The sequence below is a fragment of the Bacillus swezeyi genome, from assembly GCF_030908325.1.
Classification (GTDB): Bacteria; Bacillota; Bacilli; order Bacillales; family Bacillaceae; genus Bacillus; species Bacillus swezeyi.
In genome coordinates this window covers 2171510-2191780 of the sequence record NZ_CP133085.1, presented here as the reverse complement: position 1 = coordinate 2191780, position 20271 = coordinate 2171510, and the positions used below count along the sequence as shown (strand labels likewise).

17 protein-coding genes are annotated in these 20271 nt (G+C 44.5%); 9 read left to right on the top strand and 8 right to left on the bottom strand.

Annotated features, from left to right (window positions below; translation table 11 throughout):
- Nucleotides 1–1542, bottom strand: a complete 1542-nt coding sequence (locus tag RBH91_RS11035) for a cellulase family glycosylhydrolase (RefSeq protein ID WP_307894717.1) — start codon at nt 1540–1542, stop codon at nt 1–3.
- 440 nt (nt 1543–1982) lie between these two features.
- Nucleotides 1983–2354, bottom strand: a complete 372-nt coding sequence (locus RBH91_RS11030) for a DUF1360 domain-containing protein (protein WP_076760969.1) — start codon at nt 2352–2354, stop codon at nt 1983–1985.
- A 165-nt stretch (nt 2355–2519) separates the two neighbouring features.
- On the opposite strand from RBH91_RS11030, the gene ric reads away from it, so the two are divergent.
- Entirely contained in the window at nt 2520–3233 is a 714-nt protein-coding gene (gene ric / locus RBH91_RS11025; protein WP_307894569.1) for an iron-sulfur cluster repair di-iron protein, read from the top strand.
- 259 nt (nt 3234–3492) lie between these two features.
- On the opposite strand, the gene RBH91_RS11020 is transcribed toward ric, so the two are convergent.
- The 5 genes from RBH91_RS11020 to RBH91_RS11000 all read right to left on the bottom strand — a co-directional run bounded on the left by RBH91_RS11020 (nt 3493) and on the right by RBH91_RS11000 (nt 8526).
- Complete coding sequence (locus RBH91_RS11020) at nt 3493–4578, bottom strand: GerAB/ArcD/ProY family transporter (protein ID WP_307894568.1); 1086 nt, start codon at nt 4576–4578, stop codon at nt 3493–3495.
- Between the two features lie 242 nt (nt 4579–4820).
- Complete coding sequence (locus tag RBH91_RS11015; RefSeq protein ID WP_307894566.1) at nt 4821–4961, bottom strand: hypothetical protein; 141 nt, start codon at nt 4959–4961, stop codon at nt 4821–4823.
- Between the two features lie 90 nt (nt 4962–5051).
- Entirely contained in the window at nt 5052–7406 is a 2355-nt protein-coding gene (locus RBH91_RS11010; protein ID WP_307894716.1) for a nitric-oxide reductase large subunit, read from the bottom strand.
- A gap of 159 nt (nt 7407–7565) precedes the next feature.
- On the bottom strand, nt 7566–8234 hold the full coding sequence (locus RBH91_RS11005) for a Crp/Fnr family transcriptional regulator (RefSeq protein WP_307894564.1): 669 nt from the start codon (nt 8232–8234) through the stop codon (nt 7566–7568).
- 52 nt (nt 8235–8286) lie between these two features.
- On the bottom strand, nt 8287–8526 hold the full coding sequence (locus RBH91_RS11000; protein ID WP_307894562.1) for a DUF2164 domain-containing protein: 240 nt from the start codon (nt 8524–8526) through the stop codon (nt 8287–8289).
- A gap of 219 nt (nt 8527–8745) precedes the next feature.
- Between RBH91_RS11000 and RBH91_RS10995 the strand changes: the two genes are divergently transcribed.
- Nucleotides 8746–9930, top strand: a complete 1185-nt coding sequence (locus RBH91_RS10995) for a nitrate/nitrite transporter (protein WP_307894560.1) — start codon at nt 8746–8748, stop codon at nt 9928–9930.
- Nucleotides 9931–10075: 145 nt separating this feature from the next.
- A complete protein-coding gene (locus RBH91_RS10990) occupies nt 10076–10789 on the top strand; it encodes a fumarate/nitrate reduction transcriptional regulator Fnr (RefSeq protein ID WP_076760962.1) in 714 nt (237 codons plus the stop codon).
- 33 nt (nt 10790–10822) lie between these two features.
- Here RBH91_RS10990 and RBH91_RS10985 read toward each other — a convergent pair whose 3' ends face one another.
- Nucleotides 10823–11545, bottom strand: a complete 723-nt coding sequence (locus RBH91_RS10985; RefSeq protein ID WP_076760961.1) for a YwiC-like family protein — start codon at nt 11543–11545, stop codon at nt 10823–10825.
- A gap of 149 nt (nt 11546–11694) precedes the next feature.
- On the opposite strand from RBH91_RS10985, the gene RBH91_RS10980 reads away from it, so the two are divergent.
- The 6 genes from RBH91_RS10980 to narH all read left to right on the top strand — a co-directional run bounded on the left by RBH91_RS10980 (nt 11695) and on the right by narH (nt 20264).
- Nucleotides 11695–12162: a cyclic nucleotide-binding domain-containing protein gene (locus RBH91_RS10980; RefSeq protein WP_307894559.1), complete on the top strand. Its 468-nt coding sequence runs from the start codon at nt 11695–11697 to the stop codon at nt 12160–12162.
- A gap of 109 nt (nt 12163–12271) precedes the next feature.
- Nucleotides 12272–13375, top strand: a complete 1104-nt coding sequence (locus tag RBH91_RS10975) for a TIGR04053 family radical SAM/SPASM domain-containing protein (RefSeq protein WP_076760959.1) — start codon at nt 12272–12274, stop codon at nt 13373–13375.
- A 91-nt stretch (nt 13376–13466) separates the two neighbouring features.
- Nucleotides 13467–13709, top strand: a complete 243-nt coding sequence (locus RBH91_RS10970) for a DUF1858 domain-containing protein (RefSeq protein WP_076760958.1) — start codon at nt 13467–13469, stop codon at nt 13707–13709.
- A complete protein-coding gene (locus RBH91_RS10965; protein ID WP_307894557.1) occupies nt 13706–14947 on the top strand; it encodes a DUF438 domain-containing protein in 1242 nt (413 codons plus the stop codon). The genes RBH91_RS10970 and RBH91_RS10965 overlap by 4 nt, the downstream gene beginning before the upstream one ends.
- A gap of 171 nt (nt 14948–15118) precedes the next feature.
- Nucleotides 15119–18805, top strand: a complete 3687-nt coding sequence (locus tag RBH91_RS10960) for a nitrate reductase subunit alpha (protein WP_307894556.1) — start codon at nt 15119–15121, stop codon at nt 18803–18805.
- Nucleotides 18795–20264, top strand: a complete 1470-nt coding sequence (gene narH / locus RBH91_RS10955; RefSeq protein ID WP_076760955.1) for a nitrate reductase subunit beta — start codon at nt 18795–18797, stop codon at nt 20262–20264. Before RBH91_RS10960 ends, narH begins: the two co-directional genes overlap by 11 nt.
- Nucleotides 20265–20271: the final 7 nt, after the last annotated feature.

Sequence of the window (20271 nt, the reverse complement as noted above, 5' to 3'; positions counted from 1 at the left end):
CTATTTGGGTTCTGTTCCCCAAATCAGTTTTCCGTTTTCATACAATGTGATCTTTTTCGTATCTTTAAACGTGTTTGAATTTAAAAAGGAATAATCGCCGCTTTGCGCGTAATTGCTCCAGTCATCGTTGTGCAGGCGAATCTGGATTTCCCCGGTGCTTGACCCTGGAGACAGCGTTCCATTTTTAAAGCCGAGTTCAAGATAAGTGTTCGCGCCTTTTACGGATTTATTTAATTTCACGAATTTGTGTGTTAAGCTGCTGCATCCGATCTGCGCATAGTCACAATCGAAGTTTTGTCCTTTGTTGTTTGCTTTATACCAGTAGCGGACGGTCAATTTGTTTAGTGATACGGTTTTGTTGCTGTTGTTTTTAATATTGAGCTGCGGACGGATTTGGTTGCCGTTTACATTGCCGTCACCTGCTCTGTATTGTACGGCTATTGCTTTTTTCTGGGTGCTGTTGTCTTGATCGGACTTATCTTTGCCTGGATTTTTCTGATCAGAATCTTTTGAATCCGAATCAGAATTGTTGTCTCCAGATGAGTTTTTGGAGCCGCGGATATTCTCCCTTACAAACTTTCCGGATTCGGATAAATCTGATTGTGACCAGCCTCCCGTTTTAGATGCGCCCGGATTTAAAGAGGCTGATGACTCCTGTTTATCCGAGAGGTTCCAGTTCACCCAGCTGATCTTCTTGCTGTCCAAAAATTTTAGCCATTCGCGGGACTGATCAAGGAATACCCCGCCGTTTCCGGAAGCATCGCTTGTTCCCCATTCAGTAACGAAAATCGGCGCTCCTTTGCTGAGTGCGTCATTTGCTTTGTCCCTTAAAAACTGGCCGTGTGTACCTGCATAAAAATGGAGCGCGTACATGACATTGTCGTCCTTCAGCTGATTGTTGGCTGCATCATTGACATCCTGGCTCCAAGTACCGGTGCCGACGATCACGATGTTATCCGGGTCATTCTTGCGGATGACTGACAACACTTCTTCCGCGTAAGGTTTGATATCACGGTTCCAGTTCACATCGCCGTTCGGTTCATTGGCGATTTCATAAATGACGTTCGGCGTGTTTCCGTATAAATTTGACATTTCCTTAAAAAATTCTTTTGCCTTGGCTTTGTTTTGGTTCGGATTGCCGTCGCTTAAAATATGCCAGTCAATGATCACATATATTCCGAGCTCTTTTGCCGCTTCAACTGCTTCTTTGACTTTATTTTTTACAGACGGATTATCAACATAGCCGCCCTCACCCGTATACATTGCCGCGCGGAAAACATTGATACCCCAGTCGTCTCTCAGCCATTTTAGACTGTCTTTATTGACGTAATCGCCAAACCACTGCAAACCGTGGGAACTGATGCCTTTCAGCTGAATCGCGTTTCCGTTTTGATTGACAAGCTGTGTTCCTTTTAGCTTAAGCTGTCCGTTTGCTGAGACAGGTGTTTTCGAAGCTGCTGATGCCGCTGGCACGAATGCGCCGCCGATAACAAGAGCCGCCGTCATGAAACATGTGATCAAGACAGAAACTGTACGTTTAATAGATGACATTCTTTTTCCTCCATTATGATATTTTGAAATATACTTTTTTTACCGGTTGTTTCTCACCTCTTTCTCGCTTTTCACACGAACCGATTGTAAAGAAACTCTTAAATAATTGTCTATCAACCATATTTCTTGTTTTTAGCGCCTTTAAAAATCTATCTATTTCCTCTTTTCGTATGTATTGGGTGGCCGGAATGCTAATGACAGCCATTGATGAAAGACGATGATCCAGGACTTTATGCATTTATTTTCTTTGAATTTACAATTTTAAGAATCGAAATAATTAAAATATTATGCAGATACCTCTTATGAAAAAAGATGCTTTAGGAAAAATGCGCTAGAAAAAGTTCGCAAATTCGCCACGATTCACCCGGTTATTTGTGTCGCTTTGTTCAAAAAAATAAAACCACCCGCTTTTCTTAAAGAAAAGGAATGGTTTATTTTTTCAAATCAGATAAAAAACCGACGAGCTTTGTACCGACACCAACAAACGTTTCAAGGATCGCCTGTGCTCCCGCTATCGACAAAATCAAAATAACCGGAATGCTGGCGTCTGGAATGAATAAATACCCGAGTCCGATAATGATGGCACACCAAATACCGGCGCACCAATAGCAATTCAACAAATAGCCGAAGTTTGATTTCGGCACTTTTTTCGTGTCCACATGACCTTGTTCATCAATGGTTTTCTTTTTCTTCATGAATGGTTTCCGGATAAACTCCGTGATTTTATCAAAGACAATTAAATGAGTCAGCCGATAGCTGGCGAGAATCAGCATAGCAAACGTAAGCCAGGATATGTCCTCCATCTTGGGCCTCCAAATACAAAAGTTATTGTTAGGTATTCCCGATTCTCGCTGACTTATTGCTTTTCGTGCGATTTTTTCTAAATGTGATGTAGATCACGATTCGCCGCCCGCAAACGCGTTACATTTAACCCATAACATCAATATGAACATCAGGAGGTTTTTTGGATGGATACAGTATTTGATCAAAGCACAAAAACCGGTGATATTGTGACACGTTTTCCTAGAGCAAGCCAGCTTCTCAAGGAATACCGTATCGATTTTTGCTGCGGCGGGAACCGCCCGATTGGTGAAGCTATAGAAGAACAAAAATTAAATGAAGAAGAAATTTTATCGAAAATCAACACACTATACCAAGAAACAAAAGCGTTAAATGAAAAAGAAACGAACTGGAACGAAGCCCCCTATTCTCGGCTGATTGACTACGTCATCCAGACACATCATGCCTATCTGTATGACGTGCTGCCTGAACTGTCCGGCTTTGTCACAAAAGTGTACCGTGTTCATGGCATCCATCATCCGGAGCTTGGCCAGGTTCATCAATTGTTTCACCAGCTGAAAGCGGAATTGGAGCACCATTTGATCCAAGAGGAAGAACAGATTTTTCCGAAGATCGCCGCTTATGAACAGACAAATTCAGAAGCCAGCTTAACCGAAGCCGTCCAAGCGATCGACGTGCTGGAACAAGAGCATGAAGCTTGCGGCAACATATTGAAGGAACTGAGAAAAGTGACGAATGATTATGCCCTTCCAGAAGGAGCTTGCACGACGTATACACTGACTTACTTAAAACTCGATGAATTGGAAACAGACCTTTTTCAGCACATTCATTTAGAAAATAATATTTTGTTTCCGCGCCTGGAAGCGGAAGCAAATCGGTAAAGCAAAAAGGACAGAGGATTTTCAAAATCCCCTGTCCTTTTTTATTTAATCGGCTAAAGCAAATGTCTTTTTCTCCTTCTTGATACGTCAGTTTGCGGAGATTGGAATAGCTCTTAATGCTGAAAATCATCAGGATCACCATACCGGCTAAAAAGACCGTATTCGTAAAAGCCCTCCAAGTAAGCAGCGTTCACACCGCATCCTGCTGCAAAAATTCGCGTGCCTCTTGAACTCCCCGTCTTCAAATGCTTTTTTACGTTTATTTATGACTTTTTAATTTCGATACTCCTAATACTAAAATCGGAACTACTAAACCCATCGTTCCAAAATAAAAAAACATCCATTTAATAAACTCACCGGTGTATACAATATTTGGGTAAATAATTATGGAGAGAACAACCAATATCATCCCTAAAGGGAAAGTCAAGACCCTATAATCCTTTAGCTTCAAAGTATGAGCCAGGGATAAAGCAGACGCATAGTAGCAAATCGCTAATTTAATGAATATGGAAATGAACCAAATACCCGCCATTATCGGTTCAAGGCGCTGCAGAAAATCTCCTATATTAATTTTTCTTGAAAGAGTATACGTCGGAAAAAATTGCCTAGCTGTCATATCTACACCAAGAACCAATATTGAAACAGCTGTAAATAGAATTAATAACATTCCTGCTTTAATTGTCCCTGAAAAGAAATTTTTTTCTACCTCTTTCTTCTTATGAACATAAGGCATAATCATAAGAAAAACAGAAAACTGAAAAAAAGGAACGGCGATAAATGGAAAACTTGCGAGAGTGATGGTTTTTAGTCTGCTCTCAAAAAGAGGTTGTATATTTGAAAATTGAAATTGAGGAATAAGTGCGATCAACAGCAATAACATCAAAATGATTAACAATGGATAAAATATCTCGGCTGAACGGGCCAACGTCTCCAATCCTAAACGAACCCCCATGATCACAACAAGAATAAAAATTATTAAGATAGATTGTAAAGGGGTTTCTGGCATAATAACCGTTAATAAGAAGTCACCCACATCCCGAAGAACAAAGGCAGAAACCATGAAAAAATTAAAGAAAAATGCTAAATTAACTATCGTCCCTGCCCATTTTCCTAAAATAACTTCGATATATTGAGCAAAATTCAAGTCAGGATAAAGCTTTGCAACCGAAGTAACAAGCTTAACAATCAATAAACCAATTCCTAATCCAAATCCTGAAGCAATCCAAGCATCCTGTTTCGCTTCAGCAGCAAGTGACGCAGGAATGTAAAGGACAGAACTGCCTATGGTAAATATGAAAACAAATATCTGAAATTGCCTTGCTGATATCATACCATTTTCAAGCATCCTTACACCTCATCCAGTAAATCCCTTCCCTATTCACCTAATAGTATTAGCTAATCAATTAATTAATAAACATTACTACCCTAAGTGAAAAAAACGCAACATAGATTTCCGTTTTTATTAAGCCTTTTTTTGAATATGAATACCGAGGGGACATGATCAAAATCAGCAAAGGAGGGCACGAATAACCCGGTTTCCAGCTTCACTCGCTGCCGGGTAATCAGTTTTCATCTATCCTTAAATACTTAACGGCCGAATTTAATAAAAAATGCGGGTTCACGTTCTTCTCCTTCCATAAATACAAACATTCTCGGCTGATAGACGCGTTGTTTGAACTCATCATCATTCAGCTCGCTGAAAATCATAAATTGCTTCAGAAACGTCACTTCATCCTTATGTCATGTCATAGTCGCCGCTGCCTTTTCTTCCACCACTATAAAGACAGAGGACTTTCTAAATCCCCTGTCCTTTTTCATCTAATCGTCTAAAGCAATATCTTTGACAGGCAGCGCTTCTCCTTCTTTATGCGTCGGTTTGCGGAGATGGAACAATGCCTTGATGCTGAAAATCAACAGCAGCACAATGCCAACTAAAAAGATGGTATCGGGAACAGCCCGCCATGTAAGCAGCGACTGGACCACATCCTGCTGCAAAAATTCAGGCGCCCTTGAGCTCCAATAGCCCTCTTCAAACGCTTTTTTCAATTGAAGAAAACCGACTGGAAGCAAGTTGATAAAGACCATTCCAAACAAGCCGATATTCAGCGTCCAGCATGCTATTTTCAGCAATTTGTCATTCCAAGCGCGAGGCTTGACGATATTGCGCAATGTGTACAGCCATACGGCAATGGCGAACATGCCGTAAACCCCCATCATCGCTCCGTGGCCATGGGCAGGCGTTAAAAACTGGCCGTGCTCAAAATAGCTGACAGCAGGCAAGTTGATTAAAAAGCCCAATACGCCTGCACCGACAAGATTCCAAATGGCCGTTGAAATCAAAAACCAAAATGTTGATTTATATGGGAAGTAATGTCCCCCATCCCTCATCATCTTGTATTGTTCATATGCTTCCAGCACAAGCAGGGTTAGCGGAATAACTTCAAGACAGGAGAAAACCGAACCGAGCCCGATCCATATTTCAGATGATCCATTATAATAGTAATGGTGGCCGATTCCGATCACACCGCTTCCCAAAAGCAATATCAGCTGAAAATAGAGCGCTCTGACGGTCGATTTTTTCGTCACTAAATTCATTTGCACCAATAAAAAGCCGATAACAACGACGGCAAACACTTCAAAGATCCCCTCCACCCATAAGTGGATGATCCACCACCGCCAAAAATCGGACATCGTGATGCTTGTACCAGGGTTGAACATAAAGGCGGCTCCGTAAAACAGCGGAATGGCGATGGATGAATAAAACAGCAAATGAATTAAACCGCCTTTATCGGTTTCTTTTTTGAGGCCGCGTTTAATGCCCCTGAATACGATAAACAGCCAAATCAGCATACCCAGCGCAAGAATGATCTGCCAGAAGCGGCCGAGTTCAATATATTCCATTCCTTGATGACCGAATAAAAACCAATTGTTCCCTAAATATCCTTTTGCACCGAGCCATTCGCCGGCGATCGAGCCTCCGACAAGAAAGATCAGCGCCCAGAAGAGAATATCGACGAACAAGCCTTGTTTTTTCGGCTCCCTGCCTCCGACGAGCGGCGCCGCAAAAATTCCCATGCCGAGCCATGACGTCGCAATCCAAAAGATCGCAAGCTGCAGGTGGTATCCTTTTGCAATGCTAAAAGGAAGCAGGTCCCTGATCCAATCGATTCCAAAAAAGCTGTCGGGTTCGATATAATAGTGGGCGAGCAGAGCCCCGAGCATGGCCTGAACAAAGAACAGCAGCGAAACAACGGCGAAATATTTTCCCGTTTTAACTTGAGACGCCGTCAGCGGCTGCTTCTCCAAATTAAATACCGGAAACTTCCCGTCTTCATAAGCCTCCTTCATTCCCAGCTTGTAGCGGTAAAACACGAATAATATAATGCCGACAAACAAAATGAGAATCGTGACGCTGGCGCCGCTCCACCAAACCGCGGCAAATGACATTGTATTGCCGGCCTCTTCATCATACGGCCAGTTGTTTGTATAGGTAATGTCATCCCCAGGTCTTAACGTGCTGGACAGCCATGCCGTCCAAAAGATGAAGTCAGAAACCTGTGTGATCTGGTCCTCGTTCGTGACCCATGCCCTGTTATGGTCAGGCATATGGCTTTCCTTGATCAGCCCCGGTTCAAGCCCCCATCCGTCTCCCTTTGTAAACACTTCGCGGTAATGGGCGCGGACTTGATGTAAGCCATATACCTGGGCCTGTGTCAGTTGCAGTTTGTCCGACCCTTTATCATAACGGTTTTTTCTCATTTCGCGAATCACTTGATTCCGGATCACATTTTGCTTTTCTTCCGAAAGGTTATTAAAGCTTTCGCCATACTGCTTGTCCGCTTTAAAGCTCTGCATCCCCTCTGTATAGACTTTCAGCGCTTCTGCTGTATAATCAGGCCCCATGTAAGATCCGTGGCCCAAAATAGTCCCGTAATCCATTAAGGCATATTTTTGAAAGACTGCCTGTCCGCCCTTGATTGACGATTTTGTCATCAGCACTTCGCCGTTTGGATCTGACACTTCAAGCGGTCTTGGCGCAAGTCCCTTAAAAATCCAATAGCCCCCTAATAACAGCACCGAAAAACTTGCAATCAGCGTAAAGACAAGAACAGATTTCAAGAAGCCATTCTTTGTCGTCTTCTTCTCTGGTACCGTCTCCCTTTGAACTTCCATCATGGTTCACTCCTTTCTTATTTGCATGTCCTAAGATACTGGATATGCAGTACAGCAGTTGTGAACCAGATCACTTTAAAGATGGCAGATTTGTGAATTCAATAAAAAAATCAGGCTCCCCTCTTTCAATGGAAAGCCTGATATACTGGCGGAAGGCGCTCAATTGCAGCCGTTCAGCCAATCCGCATCATGGATTAAAATACCGCTCCTGTCGGCTGTAAGCAGTTTTTTCTTTTTCATTTCATTTAGCGTGCGGTTGATCGTTTCCCTTGACGTTCCGACCATATTCGCAAAGTCCTGATTGGTAATGGGAAGGTTAATATAGACGCCTGTTCCTTTTTGAACCCCGTGTTCAGCCGCCAGTTTCCTTAAAGCGTGGGTCAGCCGGTGCTGGACGTCTTTTGAAATAAACCCTTGAATACGCTCTTGCAGATCAAGGATTTTTTTTCCCATGATTTTCATCACTTTAATCGTCATTTCCGGATATGTCATGAGCAGTTCATTAAAGTCGTCAACGCGGATGACGATTAATTCGGTTTCCTGAACCGCTTCAGCTGTTGCCGGGTATGGGGAGCCGTCAAAAAAGCCGACATGCGGAAACATGTCTCCGCTTTGCAGAAGAGAAATGACTTGTTCATTGCCGTCTTCATCAATCTTATACGCCTTCACAAGCCCGGATTTGATGAAAAATACAGCCTCCCGCTCTTCCCCTTCCATAAACACAAACATTCTGGGCTGGTATCTCCGCTTTATCGCGATCTCTTCAATTTGTTTAAACTCTTCATCATTCAAGCTGCTGAAAATCAGAAACTGTTTCAGAAATTCCATCTAAACCTTCAATCCCTTCGGCAAAAAGACTGTTTTTTAGGCGGCCAGCCTGTCAAAGACGCCTTTCAAGGGCAAAAAGCTCCTCTTCAATAGCTGCCGCTTTTTCTTCTACCACCTTGCGGCTGTCTTTTAGCGCCTGATTGTAAAAGTAAGGGCCGAGCTTTTCCTTTATAAATTCAAACGTCTGAATCGCCGCAATATCTCCGACCTCTTCTCCCCTCTCTTCAAGATAAAAGCGTTTGATCTCGCTCATGACGGCCTGTTTTTCTTCCTGTGTCAGCTGTAAAAGCACGAAACGCACTCCCTTTTTATTTTTATGATAAACGAAAATGCTCATAAATGGACGATATATTTTTTTATGGGTCTAACATTTTCTTTACATTACCGCTATTAAACATGAATCAGCCCGATTACCGTGTGATGTTGTTCACAATGTTTTTAAAAGACTTTTTGTAAGATAAACGTGCTGATTGATCATTTTATTTTTCCCTTTGAAAGGAGCAAAGCCGTAATGGTAAATCGTCAAAAAATGCAATTACCACTACAATCATTCAGTTTAGTGGCAGGATTTATGGTTTGGGTGCTGGTTTCATCTTTAATGCCTCATATTAAGCAGGATATCTCCCTGACCGAAAGTGAGATTTCCCTTGTTACTGCTATCCCGGTCATCCTTGGATCACTGCTTCGGATTCCGCTTGGGTACTATACGAACAAATTTGGGGCAAGAATGACGTTTATGATCAGTTTTTTGTTACTCCTGTTCCCGATTTTTTGGATCAGCACGGCTGATTCATTATCCGATTTAGTCGTCGGCGGATTTTTCCTCGGGATCAGCGGAGCGGTCTTTTCCATCGGGGTGACATCACTGCCAAAGTATTACCCTAAAGAAAAACATGGTTTTGTCAATGGTATTTATGGAGCCGGAAACATCGGAACGGCGATTACCACTTTTGCCGCTCCCGTGATCGCCAAAACCGCAGGATGGGCGAATACGGTCCGGATGTATCTGATCTTAGTCGCCGTATTTTTTTTGCTGAACTTTTTATTTGGAGATAAGAAAGAAACAAGGGTTGCAATTTCTGTAAAAGATCAAATCAAAGCCGTCTATCAAAATCAAAAACTATGGTTTTTAAGTTTATTTTACTTTATCACATTCGGCTCTTTTGTAGCTTTCACAGTCTATCTTCCGAACTTTCTTGTGAATCACTTCGGGCTCGATCCCGTTGATTCAGGGCTCAGAACCGCCGGCTTCATCGCTGTTGCCACATTTCTCAGACCTGTCGGCGGCTGGCTCGCGGATAAGTTCAATCCGCTGAAGCTCTTAATGTATGTATTTGCGGGGTGCACATTATCAGGCATTTTATTGGCCTTTTCTCCAAGCCTCACTCTTTACGGATTCGGCGTTTTGACGGTTGCCGTATGCGCCGGAATCGGAAATGGTGTCGTCTTTAAGCTTGTGCCGCTTTATTTCTCAAAACAGGCTGGCATTGTCAATGGGATCGTTTCAGCAATGGGCGGTTTAGGCGGTTTCTTCCCGCCTCTGATCTTATCAAGCGTTTATCAGACGACAGGCCATTATGCGATTGGGTTTATGGCGCTTTCGGAAGCAGCGCTTGCCAGCTTTGTCATTGTCGTCTGGATGTATTTTCAGGAAATGAGCAAAACAGCATCGAAAACAAATGCCCGCAATTTATAAAACCGTCCAGCAGCAAAATGACCTGAGATCAATGATCTCAGGTTATTTTTAGGTCTTTTGTCATTCGTTCACAAGATTGTTATTTTTGAAAGATCACTCAGGCTTATTTAACGTTACAATAGAACTGCAAAAGGGGTGACGCTCAATGAATATGCCTGTTCGAAAATCTGACACAGATCTGCTCTCAGTCGATCTGCATCATTTGTTGGAATCGATCAGCACCAAAAGAAAAATCCGGCAGGATACTTACCTATTTCAAGAAGGTATGGATGCAGAGGAACTTTATCTCATTCAGTCAGGACTCGTCCAAATCGGAAAATTAACGTCGGATGGAAAAGAACTGACGCTTAGAATGTGCAAAAAAAATGATATTGTCGGAGAGCTGACGCTTTTTTCTGATGAAGCGAAATATATGCTGAGCGCTAAAGTCCTCTCAGATGGCGAAGTGTTAGTTATCAATAAAGAAAAACTCGAAAAAGAACTGATTCAAAATGGAGCCTTAACCTTTGAATTCATGAAATGGATAAGCACTCATTTACGAAAGATCCAATCAAAAATCCGCGACCTTCTTCTCAATGGGAAAAAGGGGGCGCTCTACTCCACCCTGATCCGCCTTGCAAACAGCTACGGCGTTGCGCGAAGCGACGGGATACTTATTAATATTGTTCTGACCAATCAGGATCTGGCGAAATTTTGTGCTGCCGCAAGAGAGAGCATCAACCGCATGCTGAGCGATCTCCGGAAAAACGGTGTGATTTCGATTGAGGATTCCGGAAAAATCGTGATCCATCAGCTCAGCTATTTAAAACGGGAGATTGACTGTGAAAATTGTCCGGTCATCATATGCAACATTGACTAAAACAAACAAGGACAGTGAACATTGTCCTTGTTTTTATATTGTAAGCAAAAACACGCTGACCACCGCCATAAAGACACAGGCATTCACCAATTCAAGGATGCCTATTTTCTTCACCGACAGTTTCCTCCCGTATAAAAGCAGCGCCCTGATGCTGCTCGGAATAAAACCGAGAACCGCCCATCCGGCCCCAAACACCACTGATAAAAACGGCAAAATCACATGATAGCCCCATGAATACCATTTAAACCGCTTATTTTTCTTTTCACGGATCATCGATTTCACATAAAAGGCGCTGCCGACGAAAAACAGGATGGATTGAGTAAAAACGAACCATGCCCAGCCGTCCAGCGTTCCGGCCCCTGTCCAATAGCTGGCAAGCCCGCCCGCACTGAACACGATGATCGCCGCGATATCATTCAACAGCGCCCTGTCGTTATTTTTCCTTGCATAATAAAGATTGATGAGAAACATCGGAAACAGCGACAATCCGAGCAACACGAGCCCGGGCTCCATCAGAACGGAGGCAAGCAACAAGGAGACGGCCGGAATGCTGTAGGCCACTGCCCATTTTTGATAATATGCGATATTTTTCTTTTTCGCGATCATCGTCAAAGGAAAAGCCGCAAGGTAAAGAAACAGCCAGCCGACAAACAGCGGAATATGCCGCAAATGCGCTCCCCCGCCGACCATACCGAGCAGAAAAGGAATCACAAGCATCGCCCAAGCGCCGTGCTGTTTCGGTATCAACACTTTCATCACACATCCTCCCTTCTTTTCTATTACATTATAAAAATTTTATCTCGATTACCAAGTGACATTTTGCATAGCGAGATGTGAATTTTATCACTGCCATTTATAGCCTATCACTCTATACTGGAGCTAACATATAAGAAGGAGGAAGTTCTATGAATCGGTTTGACTATTTATTATTTCTGAAAAATCTTCCGATGTTTCTTGGGGTGCCCCTTCCCATCATTAAAAAGCTGCTGAAAAACGGAAAGGTGATTGATATCGTCTCATCGCACCCTCCTCGGTCGTTTCTTCATTCACAAGCCGTTTATTTTGTTTTGAAAGGTGAAGTGCATTTTACAGATAGAAGGCTTCCAGAAGAATCACGCACCATCGCCGAATGGGAAAAAGGCGATGTTTTTCCCATTGACCAAAAGGGAGAACCGTTTTTATCTCCGTTTATTTCAGTAAAAACTGCCGCAGAAACAGCCGTTCTTGAAATTCCATTTAACATATTTAAAAAAATGATGACCTACAATGAGCAATTGCAGTTGAATTTTCTCATTCTTCTCCAGCAAAATTTATATTTTTCCTATCAGCTATTTTTACGTTATCTCCATTCCTCCTCAGAAAACGAAGATTGAGAAGGGTCCCTTCCCTTCTCCCCCATTTCAAATGTGATCTACTTAACTTTTTTTCATCTTCATTTCCGATATGATACACATAATTGCTTAAGGAAAGGACAGATCAAACATGATACAGTGTGATTTTCAGGAAGCTCCATTTATCGTCATTTGGGAACTGACAAGGGCGTGTGAACTGAAATGCCTTCACTGCCGGGCATCAGCTCAAAACACTCGAGACCCGCGGGAGCTCTCGCTTAAAGAAGGGAAAGCTTTAATCGATCAAATTTATTCAATGAACAACCCCCTCTTGGTGCTGACCGGAGGCGATCCATTAATGAGAGAAGACGTGTTCGAAATCATTGAGTATGCCGTCCAAAAAGGCGTTCGGGTATCAATGACGCCGAGTGCAACCCCGAATGTGACGAAGGAAGCCATCAAAACCGCCAAAGATATCGGCTTATCGCGCTGGGCTTTCAGCTTAGACGGACCGAACCGCGAGATCCATGATCATTTTAGAGGAACAGACGGCTCTTTTGATTTAACGATGAAAGCGATTCGATATATCCATGAGTTCAATTTGCCCCTGCAGATCAACACCGTCATCTCAACTTACAATATCGATTATTTGGATGAAATGGCCAAGCTGATTGAACAATTAAATTGTGTGCTGTGGAGTGTGTTTTTCCTCGTTCCGACCGGCCGCGCCAAACGAGACGACATGATTTCCCCTGTAGATCATGAAAAAACATTTCTTTGGCTCAGCCGCTTAGCCAAAGAGGCGCCCTTTGATATCAAAACAACTGCAGCCCAGCACTATAGACGGGTCGTCATCCAGCAAAAAATGCGGGAAACGAAAGAACCCCACATGCAAATCCGCTATGAGCACGCTTTACAAAAAGGCAAAATTGATGCGATCGGCGGATTGGGCCGCGCACCGAAAGGCGTCAATGACGGAAATGGATTTATGTTTATCTCCCACATCGGTGATGTGTATCCAAGCGGGCTGCTGCCTGTTAAAGTAGGAAACATCCGTGATCAGCCACTGGCAGAAATTTACCGTGAGTCGCCGATTTTCAAGGATTTGCGAAACCCGGACGGATTCAAAGGAAAATGCGGTGTCTGCGAATTCCGCCATGTCTGCGGGGGATCACGCTCACGGGCCTATGCTCTGACAGGCGATTATTTGGCCAGCGATCCAAGCTGCATCTATATTCCGAAAGCTTTGCGCTAGAGCATTGTGATCTGTATCACAATTTTCCGACCGCACCTGTCGTATTGTTAAACATGAGAATGATCATCAATTTCAAAGGATGTGATCCCTTCTGAATAAAAAACTAGATTTGAACGATTCTGTTTACGAACTTTGCACATTGCATCCTGAATTAAAAACCTTGATGAAGGACATCGGCTTTGAAAACATTACAAAGCCCGGCATGCTTGAAACAGCCGGGCGCATCATGACAATACCAAAAGGCGCGAGGATGAAGCAAATTGAATTGACGCTTGTGTTAGACATATTAAAAAAGCACGGATTTGACCCCGTTTGGAAAGGAGACAAACAATGAGCGAATTCATCAACAACCGGGAAGTACATCAAGACATGTCAAACGAACGAAAACAGCAGCTGAAAGAGATCATCATCGACCTCCATAAAGGAAAATCTCTCGATGAGGTAAAAAAGCGCTTCAAACAAGGTTTTGGTTCTGTCAATGCCGAGGAAATCGCCCAATTGGAACAAGCTTTAATGCAGGAAGAGGGCATCACACCTGAAGAAATCCAAAAGCTTTGCACTGTTCATGCATCCGTCTTCAAAGGTTCGATTGAAGACATTCACCGAACTGAAGCTGATCAGCAGCCCGGCCACCCGGTTCATACGTTCATAAAAGAAAATAAAGAGATTGATCTCCTTTTAAACTTTAAAATTCAGCTTCATCTCGATCGCTTTGTAAAGGAAGACGATACAGAAAACATTCTTAAGCTGATCGGAGATTTAAATTTGCTTGCAGATGTTGACAAGCATTACAGCAGAAAAGAGAATCTCCTCTTTCCCTACTTGGAAAAGTACGGAATCACAGGGCCCAGCCAGGTGATGTGGGCAGTTGACGATTTTATCCGCAAAAGCATCAAAGAAGTCAAGCGTTTATTAGAAGATTACACACCTGACAAAAAAGATGAAGTCATTCGCGAGCTCGGCTTTATCATTAAGGAAGGCACAGAGATGATCTACAAGGAAGAGAATATTCTCCTGCCGATGGCCCTCCGCACATTGACTGAAGATGAATGGCTGAAAATAGCAGCTGAAAGCGATGAAATCGGATATTGCCTGACAGCGCCTGAAGCCGTCTGGCAACCGGAACGCCTTCATCTCAAAACAAATGAAGAGACGGCTCACGGATATATCAAGCTCCCTACCGGAATTCTATCTGTATCACAGCTTGAACAAATGTTGAATCATCTTCCCGTTGACATCACCTTCATTGATGAAAACGATGTTGTGCGCTACTTCTCCCACGGCAAAGAACGGATTTTCGCGAGAACAAAAGCCGTGATCGGCCGCACCGTCCAAAACTGCCATCCGCCGGCAAGCGTTCATATCGTCAACAAACTTCTCGAGGATTTTAAATCGGGTAAAAAAGATGTCGAGGATTTTTGGATCAAGTTCAAAGATAAATATGTTTTCATCCGCTACTTTGCTGTGCGCGATGAAGACAGCCATTACATCGGCACATTGGAATTCACCCAGAATATCGCCCCGATCCAGGAGATTGCCGGGGAAAAAAGGATTTTAAATTCCAGTGAATGAAACGAGCGGCAGCCTGCTTTCTTTTAAAAGAGCAGGCTGTTTTTTTATCCGCTTCCCCGAAAATGTGACAAATTAGTGAAATAAGCCGAGATTGTGACAAAGTTAACAAGGTCCTGTTTCTCCTCCGTATATAGTGAGGGTAGCAGCATTGACAAAAGGAGTGAAACAGCAATGAAAAAAAAGAACACGAGTCCGATTTTCAGGAGATTAAACTATTTCTCTCCTATTGAACATCATTCTAACCAACACAGCCAAACCACTTATGAAGACCGTGATTGGGAAAACGTATACAGAAATAGATGGCAGCATGATAAAGTGATCCGTTCAACTCACGGGGTGAACTGTACCGGGTCTTGCAGCTGGAATATCTACGTCAAAAACGGGATCGTCACTTGGGAAGGACAGCGCCTTGACTACCCTTCAACAGGTCCTGATATGCCTGACTTTGAGCCCCGCGGCTGTCCGCGCGGAGCCAGCTTTTCCTGGTATATTTACAGCCCGCTCCGTGTCAAATATCCATATGTCCGCGGCGTGCTGATCCAAATGTGGCGCGAGGCGCTAAAGACAAGCAAAAACCCTTTGGAAGCTTGGAAATCGATTGTCGAAAATCCTGAAAAAGCAAAAGCCTATAAACAGGCGCGCGGAAAAGGCGGTTTTGTCCGTGCTGAATGGAGCGAAGTATTAAAACTGATCTCCGCCTCCCTTCTGTATACCGTCACAAAATACGGACCTGACCGCAATGTCGGCTTCTCGCCGATTCCTGCTATGTCAATGCTCAGCCATGCGGCAGGCTCTCGCTTTATGTCGCTGATCGGCGGGCCGATGCTCAGCTTCTATGACTGGTATGCCGATCTTCCTCCTGCATCACCGCAAATTTGGGGAGATCAAACTGATGTTCCGGAAAGCAGTGACTGGTACAATTCCGGCTACATTATGACATGGGGTTCAAATGTGCCGCTGACAAGAACGCCTGATGCCCACTTTTTGGCGGAAGCCCGTTATAAAGGGGCAAAGGTTATTTCGATCAGCCCTGATTTTGCTGAATCCTCCAAGTTCTCTGATGACTGGCTGAGCATCAGACAAGGAACGGACGGCGCACTTGCGATGGCCATGGGCCATGTCATTCTTCAAGAATTTTATGTCAATCAAAAGACAGAGCGCTTTTTTGATTATGCAAAACAATACACAGATTTCCCGTTTTTGGTGACATTGAAGCAAGAAGGCGGACAATTCACCACCGGCCGTTTTCTGCATGCAAAAGATATCGGCCGCACTACAGAACATGATGAGTGGAAACCGGCCGTCTGGGATGAAGACACAGATGGCTTTGCGATACCGCAAGGGACCATGGGCTCCCGCTGGGACGGCAAAGGAAAATGGAATTTGCGCATGATCGATGAAGAAACAGAAAAGCCGATCTCGCCTCGTCTTTCCATGCTGGGCAATGAAGATATGATCGGCACGGTCAAAATTCCTTATTTCTCACATGATGGGAACAAAGTGCTTGAAAGGCCCCTTCCGATTAAAAAAATCGAGCTGAACGGCGAAGAAGTTTTCGTTTCAACCGTATTTGACATGATTCTCGCCAACTATGGCGTCAACCGCGGAATCGGCGGACAGGCCGCCAAATCCTTTGAGGACCCTGTACCGTTTACACCGGCTTGGCAGGAACCGATTACAGGAATCAAGCGCGAGATGGTCATCAAAATAGCGAGAGAGTTTGCGCAAAATGCGATTGATACAGATGGACGCTCAATGATCATCGTCGGCGCCGGTATTAACCATTGGTTTAATTCCGACACCATTTACCGGGCTGTATTGAATCTCGTTCTTCTCGTCGGCGCACAAGGCGTTAATGGAGGCGGCTGGGCTCACTATGTCGGCCAGGAAAAGCTCCGCCCGGCCGAAGGATGGCAGACGATCGCCACGGCCAAAGACTGGGGCGGACCGGCCAAATTGCAAAACGGAACTTCATTCTTCTATTTCGCCACCGACCAGTGGCGCTACGAGGACCAGGAGATCAGCGGACTCGCTTCTCCAATCGCGGAAACGTCCCGCTACAAGCACCATGCTGATTATAATGTATTGGCGGCGAGACTCGGCTGGCTTCCTTCCTATCCGACTTTCGAAAAAAACGGAATTGACCTGTACAAAGAAGCGGAACAGGCAGGCGCCGAGAACGTCAAAGAAGTCGGGACTTACATCGCGAAACAGCTGGAGGAGAAAAAGCTTCAATTTGCGATTGAAGATCCTGACAATGAAAAGAACTTCCCGAGAAATCTGTTTGTCTGGAGAGCCAACTTGATCTCAAGCTCGGGAAAAGGCCACGAATATTTTCTAAAGCATTTGCTCGGCACAACGAACGGGCTGATGAATGAAGACGATGACAGCATCCGTCCGGAAGAAATCAAATGGCGCGACAAAGCGCCGGAAGGAAAACTCGACTTATTGATCAATCTTGATTTCCGGATGGCCGGTACCGCACTGTACTCCGACATTGTGCTGCCTGCGGCAACCTGGTATGAAAAACACGATCTCAGCAGCACGGATATGCATCCGTTCATCCATCCGTTTAACCCGGCGATATCTGCGCCATGGGAGTCTAAATCTGATTGGGACATCTTTAAAGCATTGGCAAAAGCGGTTTCCAATTTGGCTGAAGAAGTTGACATGGAACCGATAAAAGAAGCGGTTGCCACTCCCCTGCTTCATGATACGCCTCAGGAACTGGCACAGCCTTTGGGGAAAATCAAAGATTGGAGCAAAGGCGACTGTCCTGCCATTCCGGGCAAAACAATGCCGCAGATCCATGTTGTTGAACGAGATTACAAGCAAGTTTTCAATAAGATGACAGCTCTCGGGCCAAATGTAGTCAAACAGCCTTTTGGCACAAAAGGAATGAACTGGTCCGTTGAAGCGGAATACAACGCCCTTAAAAAAACGCTCGGAGTCGTAACAGAAGACACGATTGCAAAAGGCTGCCCTGTCATCAACGATGCAAAACAGGCGGCGGAAGCGGTCTTGAGCCTCTCTTCTACTTCAAATGGTAAAGTAGCGGTCAAAGCGTGGGAATCACTTGAGAAAATCACGAACCTTGAATTGAAAGACTTAGCTGAAGAACGTGAAGAGGAACATTTCACATTTGAACAAATATCGGCCCAGCCGAAAACTGTGATCACCTCCCCTGCTTTCAGCGGTTCCGAAAAAGGCGGCAGACGCTATTCTCCATTTACGACAAATGTTGAAAAGCTGATTCCGTGGAGAACACTGACAGGCCGGCAGTCTTATTATCTCGACCATGAAATGATGACCGAATTCGGCGAAAATATGGCGACATTCAAACCGATTCTGATTCACCGCCCTTTCTCGAATAAACGTCCTGAGCAAGAAGGAAAAGAAATCGTCTTGAACTATTTAACACCGCATAATAAATGGTCGGTGCACAGCATGTACTTTGATTCCCTGCCGATGCTCACCCTTTTCAGAGGCGGGCCGACAGTCTGGATGAACAAAGACGATGCAGAGGAAACCGACATTAAAGATAACGACTGGATTGAATGCTTCAACCGAAACGGTGTCGTTGTCGCAAGGGCCGTCGTATCACACCGGATCCCGCAAGGAATGGCATTTATGCACCATGCCCAGGACCGGCATATCAACGTTCCCGGCACAAAGCTGACAAACAACCGCGGCGGCACTCATAACAGCCCGACCCGCATCCATGTCAAACCGACGCAAATGATCGGCGGCTATGGACAGCTCAGCTACGGCTTCAACTATTACGGGCCGACAGGAAATCAGCGCGACCTCAATGTCGTGATCAGAAAATTGAAGGAGGTCGATTGGCTTGAAGATTAAAGCGCAGATCGGGATGGTGATGAACCTTGACAAATGCATCGGCTGCCACACTTGCAGCGTCACATGCAAAAACACTTGGACAAATCGGGCCGGTGCAGAATATATGTACTTTAACAATGTCGAAACAAAACCGGGCATCGGCTACCCTAAACAATGGGAGGACCAAGATAAATACAGAGGCGGCTGGGAGCTTAAAAAAGGCAAGCTGCAGCTGAAATCAGGCGCCAAAGCAACCCGGCTCATGAATCTATTTTACAACCCCTATCAGCCGACGATAGATGACTATTATGAACCTTGGAACTATGATTATGAAACGCTGACAAACAGCCCTGAGAAAAAGCACCAGCCTGTTGCAAGGCCGAAGTCTTCCATTACGGGAGACTTCATGAACCTTGAATGGGGCCCGAACTGGGAAGACGACCTTGCCGGGGGGCATATTACAGGACTTGAAGATCCGAACGTCAAAAAAATGGAAGAATCGATTAAGACCGAATTCGAAGACGTTTTTATGATGTACCTTCCGCGTATCTGTGAACACTGCATCAATCCGTCATGTGTCTCTTCCTGTCCATCAGGAGCAATGTATAAACGCGAAGAAGACGGGATCGTACTGGTTGACCAGAATGCATGCCGCTCATGGAGACACTGTGTTTCATCCTGTCCCTATAAAAAAGTGTATTTCAATTGGCAGACAAATAAAGCGGAAAAATGCACATTATGCTTCCCTCGTTTAGAGGCCGGGCTGCCGACAATCTGTTCTGAGACATGTGTCGGCCGAATCCGCTATCTCGGTGTCATGCTTTATGATGCCGATAAAGTGGAGGAAGCGGCATCAGTGGAAAATGAAAAAGATTTGTATCACTCACAGCTGGAGATTTTCCTTGATCCAAATGATCCCCTTGTCGCAGAAGAAGCCAAAGCGCAAGGCATTCCGGCAGAGTGGATTGAAGCAGCGCAAAAATCACCGATCTACAAAATGATCATCGATTGGAAGATCGCCCTGCCCCTTCATCCGGAATACCGGACTTTGCCGATGGTATGGTATATTCCGCCGCTCAGCCCGATTATGAACATGTTTGAAGGAAAAGGAACGGCTCAATCTGCGGAAGATATCTTCCCTGCCATTGATCAAATGCGGATTCCGATTGAATATTTGGCGAATCTGCTGACAGCAGGAGATACACACCATATTAAAACCACATTAAAGAAAATGTCTGTGATGCGCATGTATATGAGGGCAAACCAGACGAATAAATCGGTGGACCCTGATCTCATTGCAAATACAGGCTTAACCGAGAAGCAGATTGAAGACATGTACCGTCTGCTGGCGATCGCAAAATATGATGACCGCTTCGTTATTCCAAACGCCCATCGCGAAGAAGTAGCAGATTTATATATGGAACAAGGAAGCTGCGGGTTATCATTTGCCGGAGGACCCGGCTCTTGTCAAAACCTATAAACTGGAG

Excerpts from the sequence above, each read along its gene's own strand:
- RBH91_RS11030 (WP_076760969.1), bottom strand. The coding sequence starts at position 2,354 with ATGGAGGACATATCCTGGCTTACGTTTGCTATGCTGATTCTCGCCAGC.
- ric (WP_307894569.1), top strand. The coding sequence starts at position 2,520 with ATGGATACAGTATTTGATCAAAGCACAAAAACCGGTGATATTGTGACA.
- RBH91_RS11020 (WP_307894568.1), bottom strand. The coding sequence starts at position 4,578 with ATGCTTGAAAATGGTATGATATCAGCAAGGCAATTTCAGATATTTGTT.
- RBH91_RS11010 (WP_307894716.1), bottom strand. The coding sequence starts at position 7,406 with ATGGAAGTTCAAAGGGAGACGGTACCAGAGAAGAAGACGACAAAGAAT.
- RBH91_RS11005 (WP_307894564.1), bottom strand. The coding sequence starts at position 8,234 with ATGGAATTTCTGAAACAGTTTCTGATTTTCAGCAGCTTGAATGATGAA.
- RBH91_RS10995 (WP_307894560.1), top strand. The coding sequence starts at position 8,746 with ATGGTAAATCGTCAAAAAATGCAATTACCACTACAATCATTCAGTTTA.
- RBH91_RS10990 (WP_076760962.1), top strand. The coding sequence starts at position 10,076 with ATGAATATGCCTGTTCGAAAATCTGACACAGATCTGCTCTCAGTCGAT.
- RBH91_RS10985 (WP_076760961.1), bottom strand. The coding sequence starts at position 11,545 with ATGAAAGTGTTGATACCGAAACAGCACGGCGCTTGGGCGATGCTTGTG.
- RBH91_RS10980 (WP_307894559.1), top strand. The coding sequence starts at position 11,695 with ATGAATCGGTTTGACTATTTATTATTTCTGAAAAATCTTCCGATGTTT.
- RBH91_RS10975 (WP_076760959.1), top strand. The coding sequence starts at position 12,272 with ATGATACAGTGTGATTTTCAGGAAGCTCCATTTATCGTCATTTGGGAA.
- RBH91_RS10965 (WP_307894557.1), top strand. The coding sequence starts at position 13,706 with ATGAGCGAATTCATCAACAACCGGGAAGTACATCAAGACATGTCAAAC.
- RBH91_RS10960 (WP_307894556.1), top strand. The coding sequence starts at position 15,119 with ATGAAAAAAAAGAACACGAGTCCGATTTTCAGGAGATTAAACTATTTC.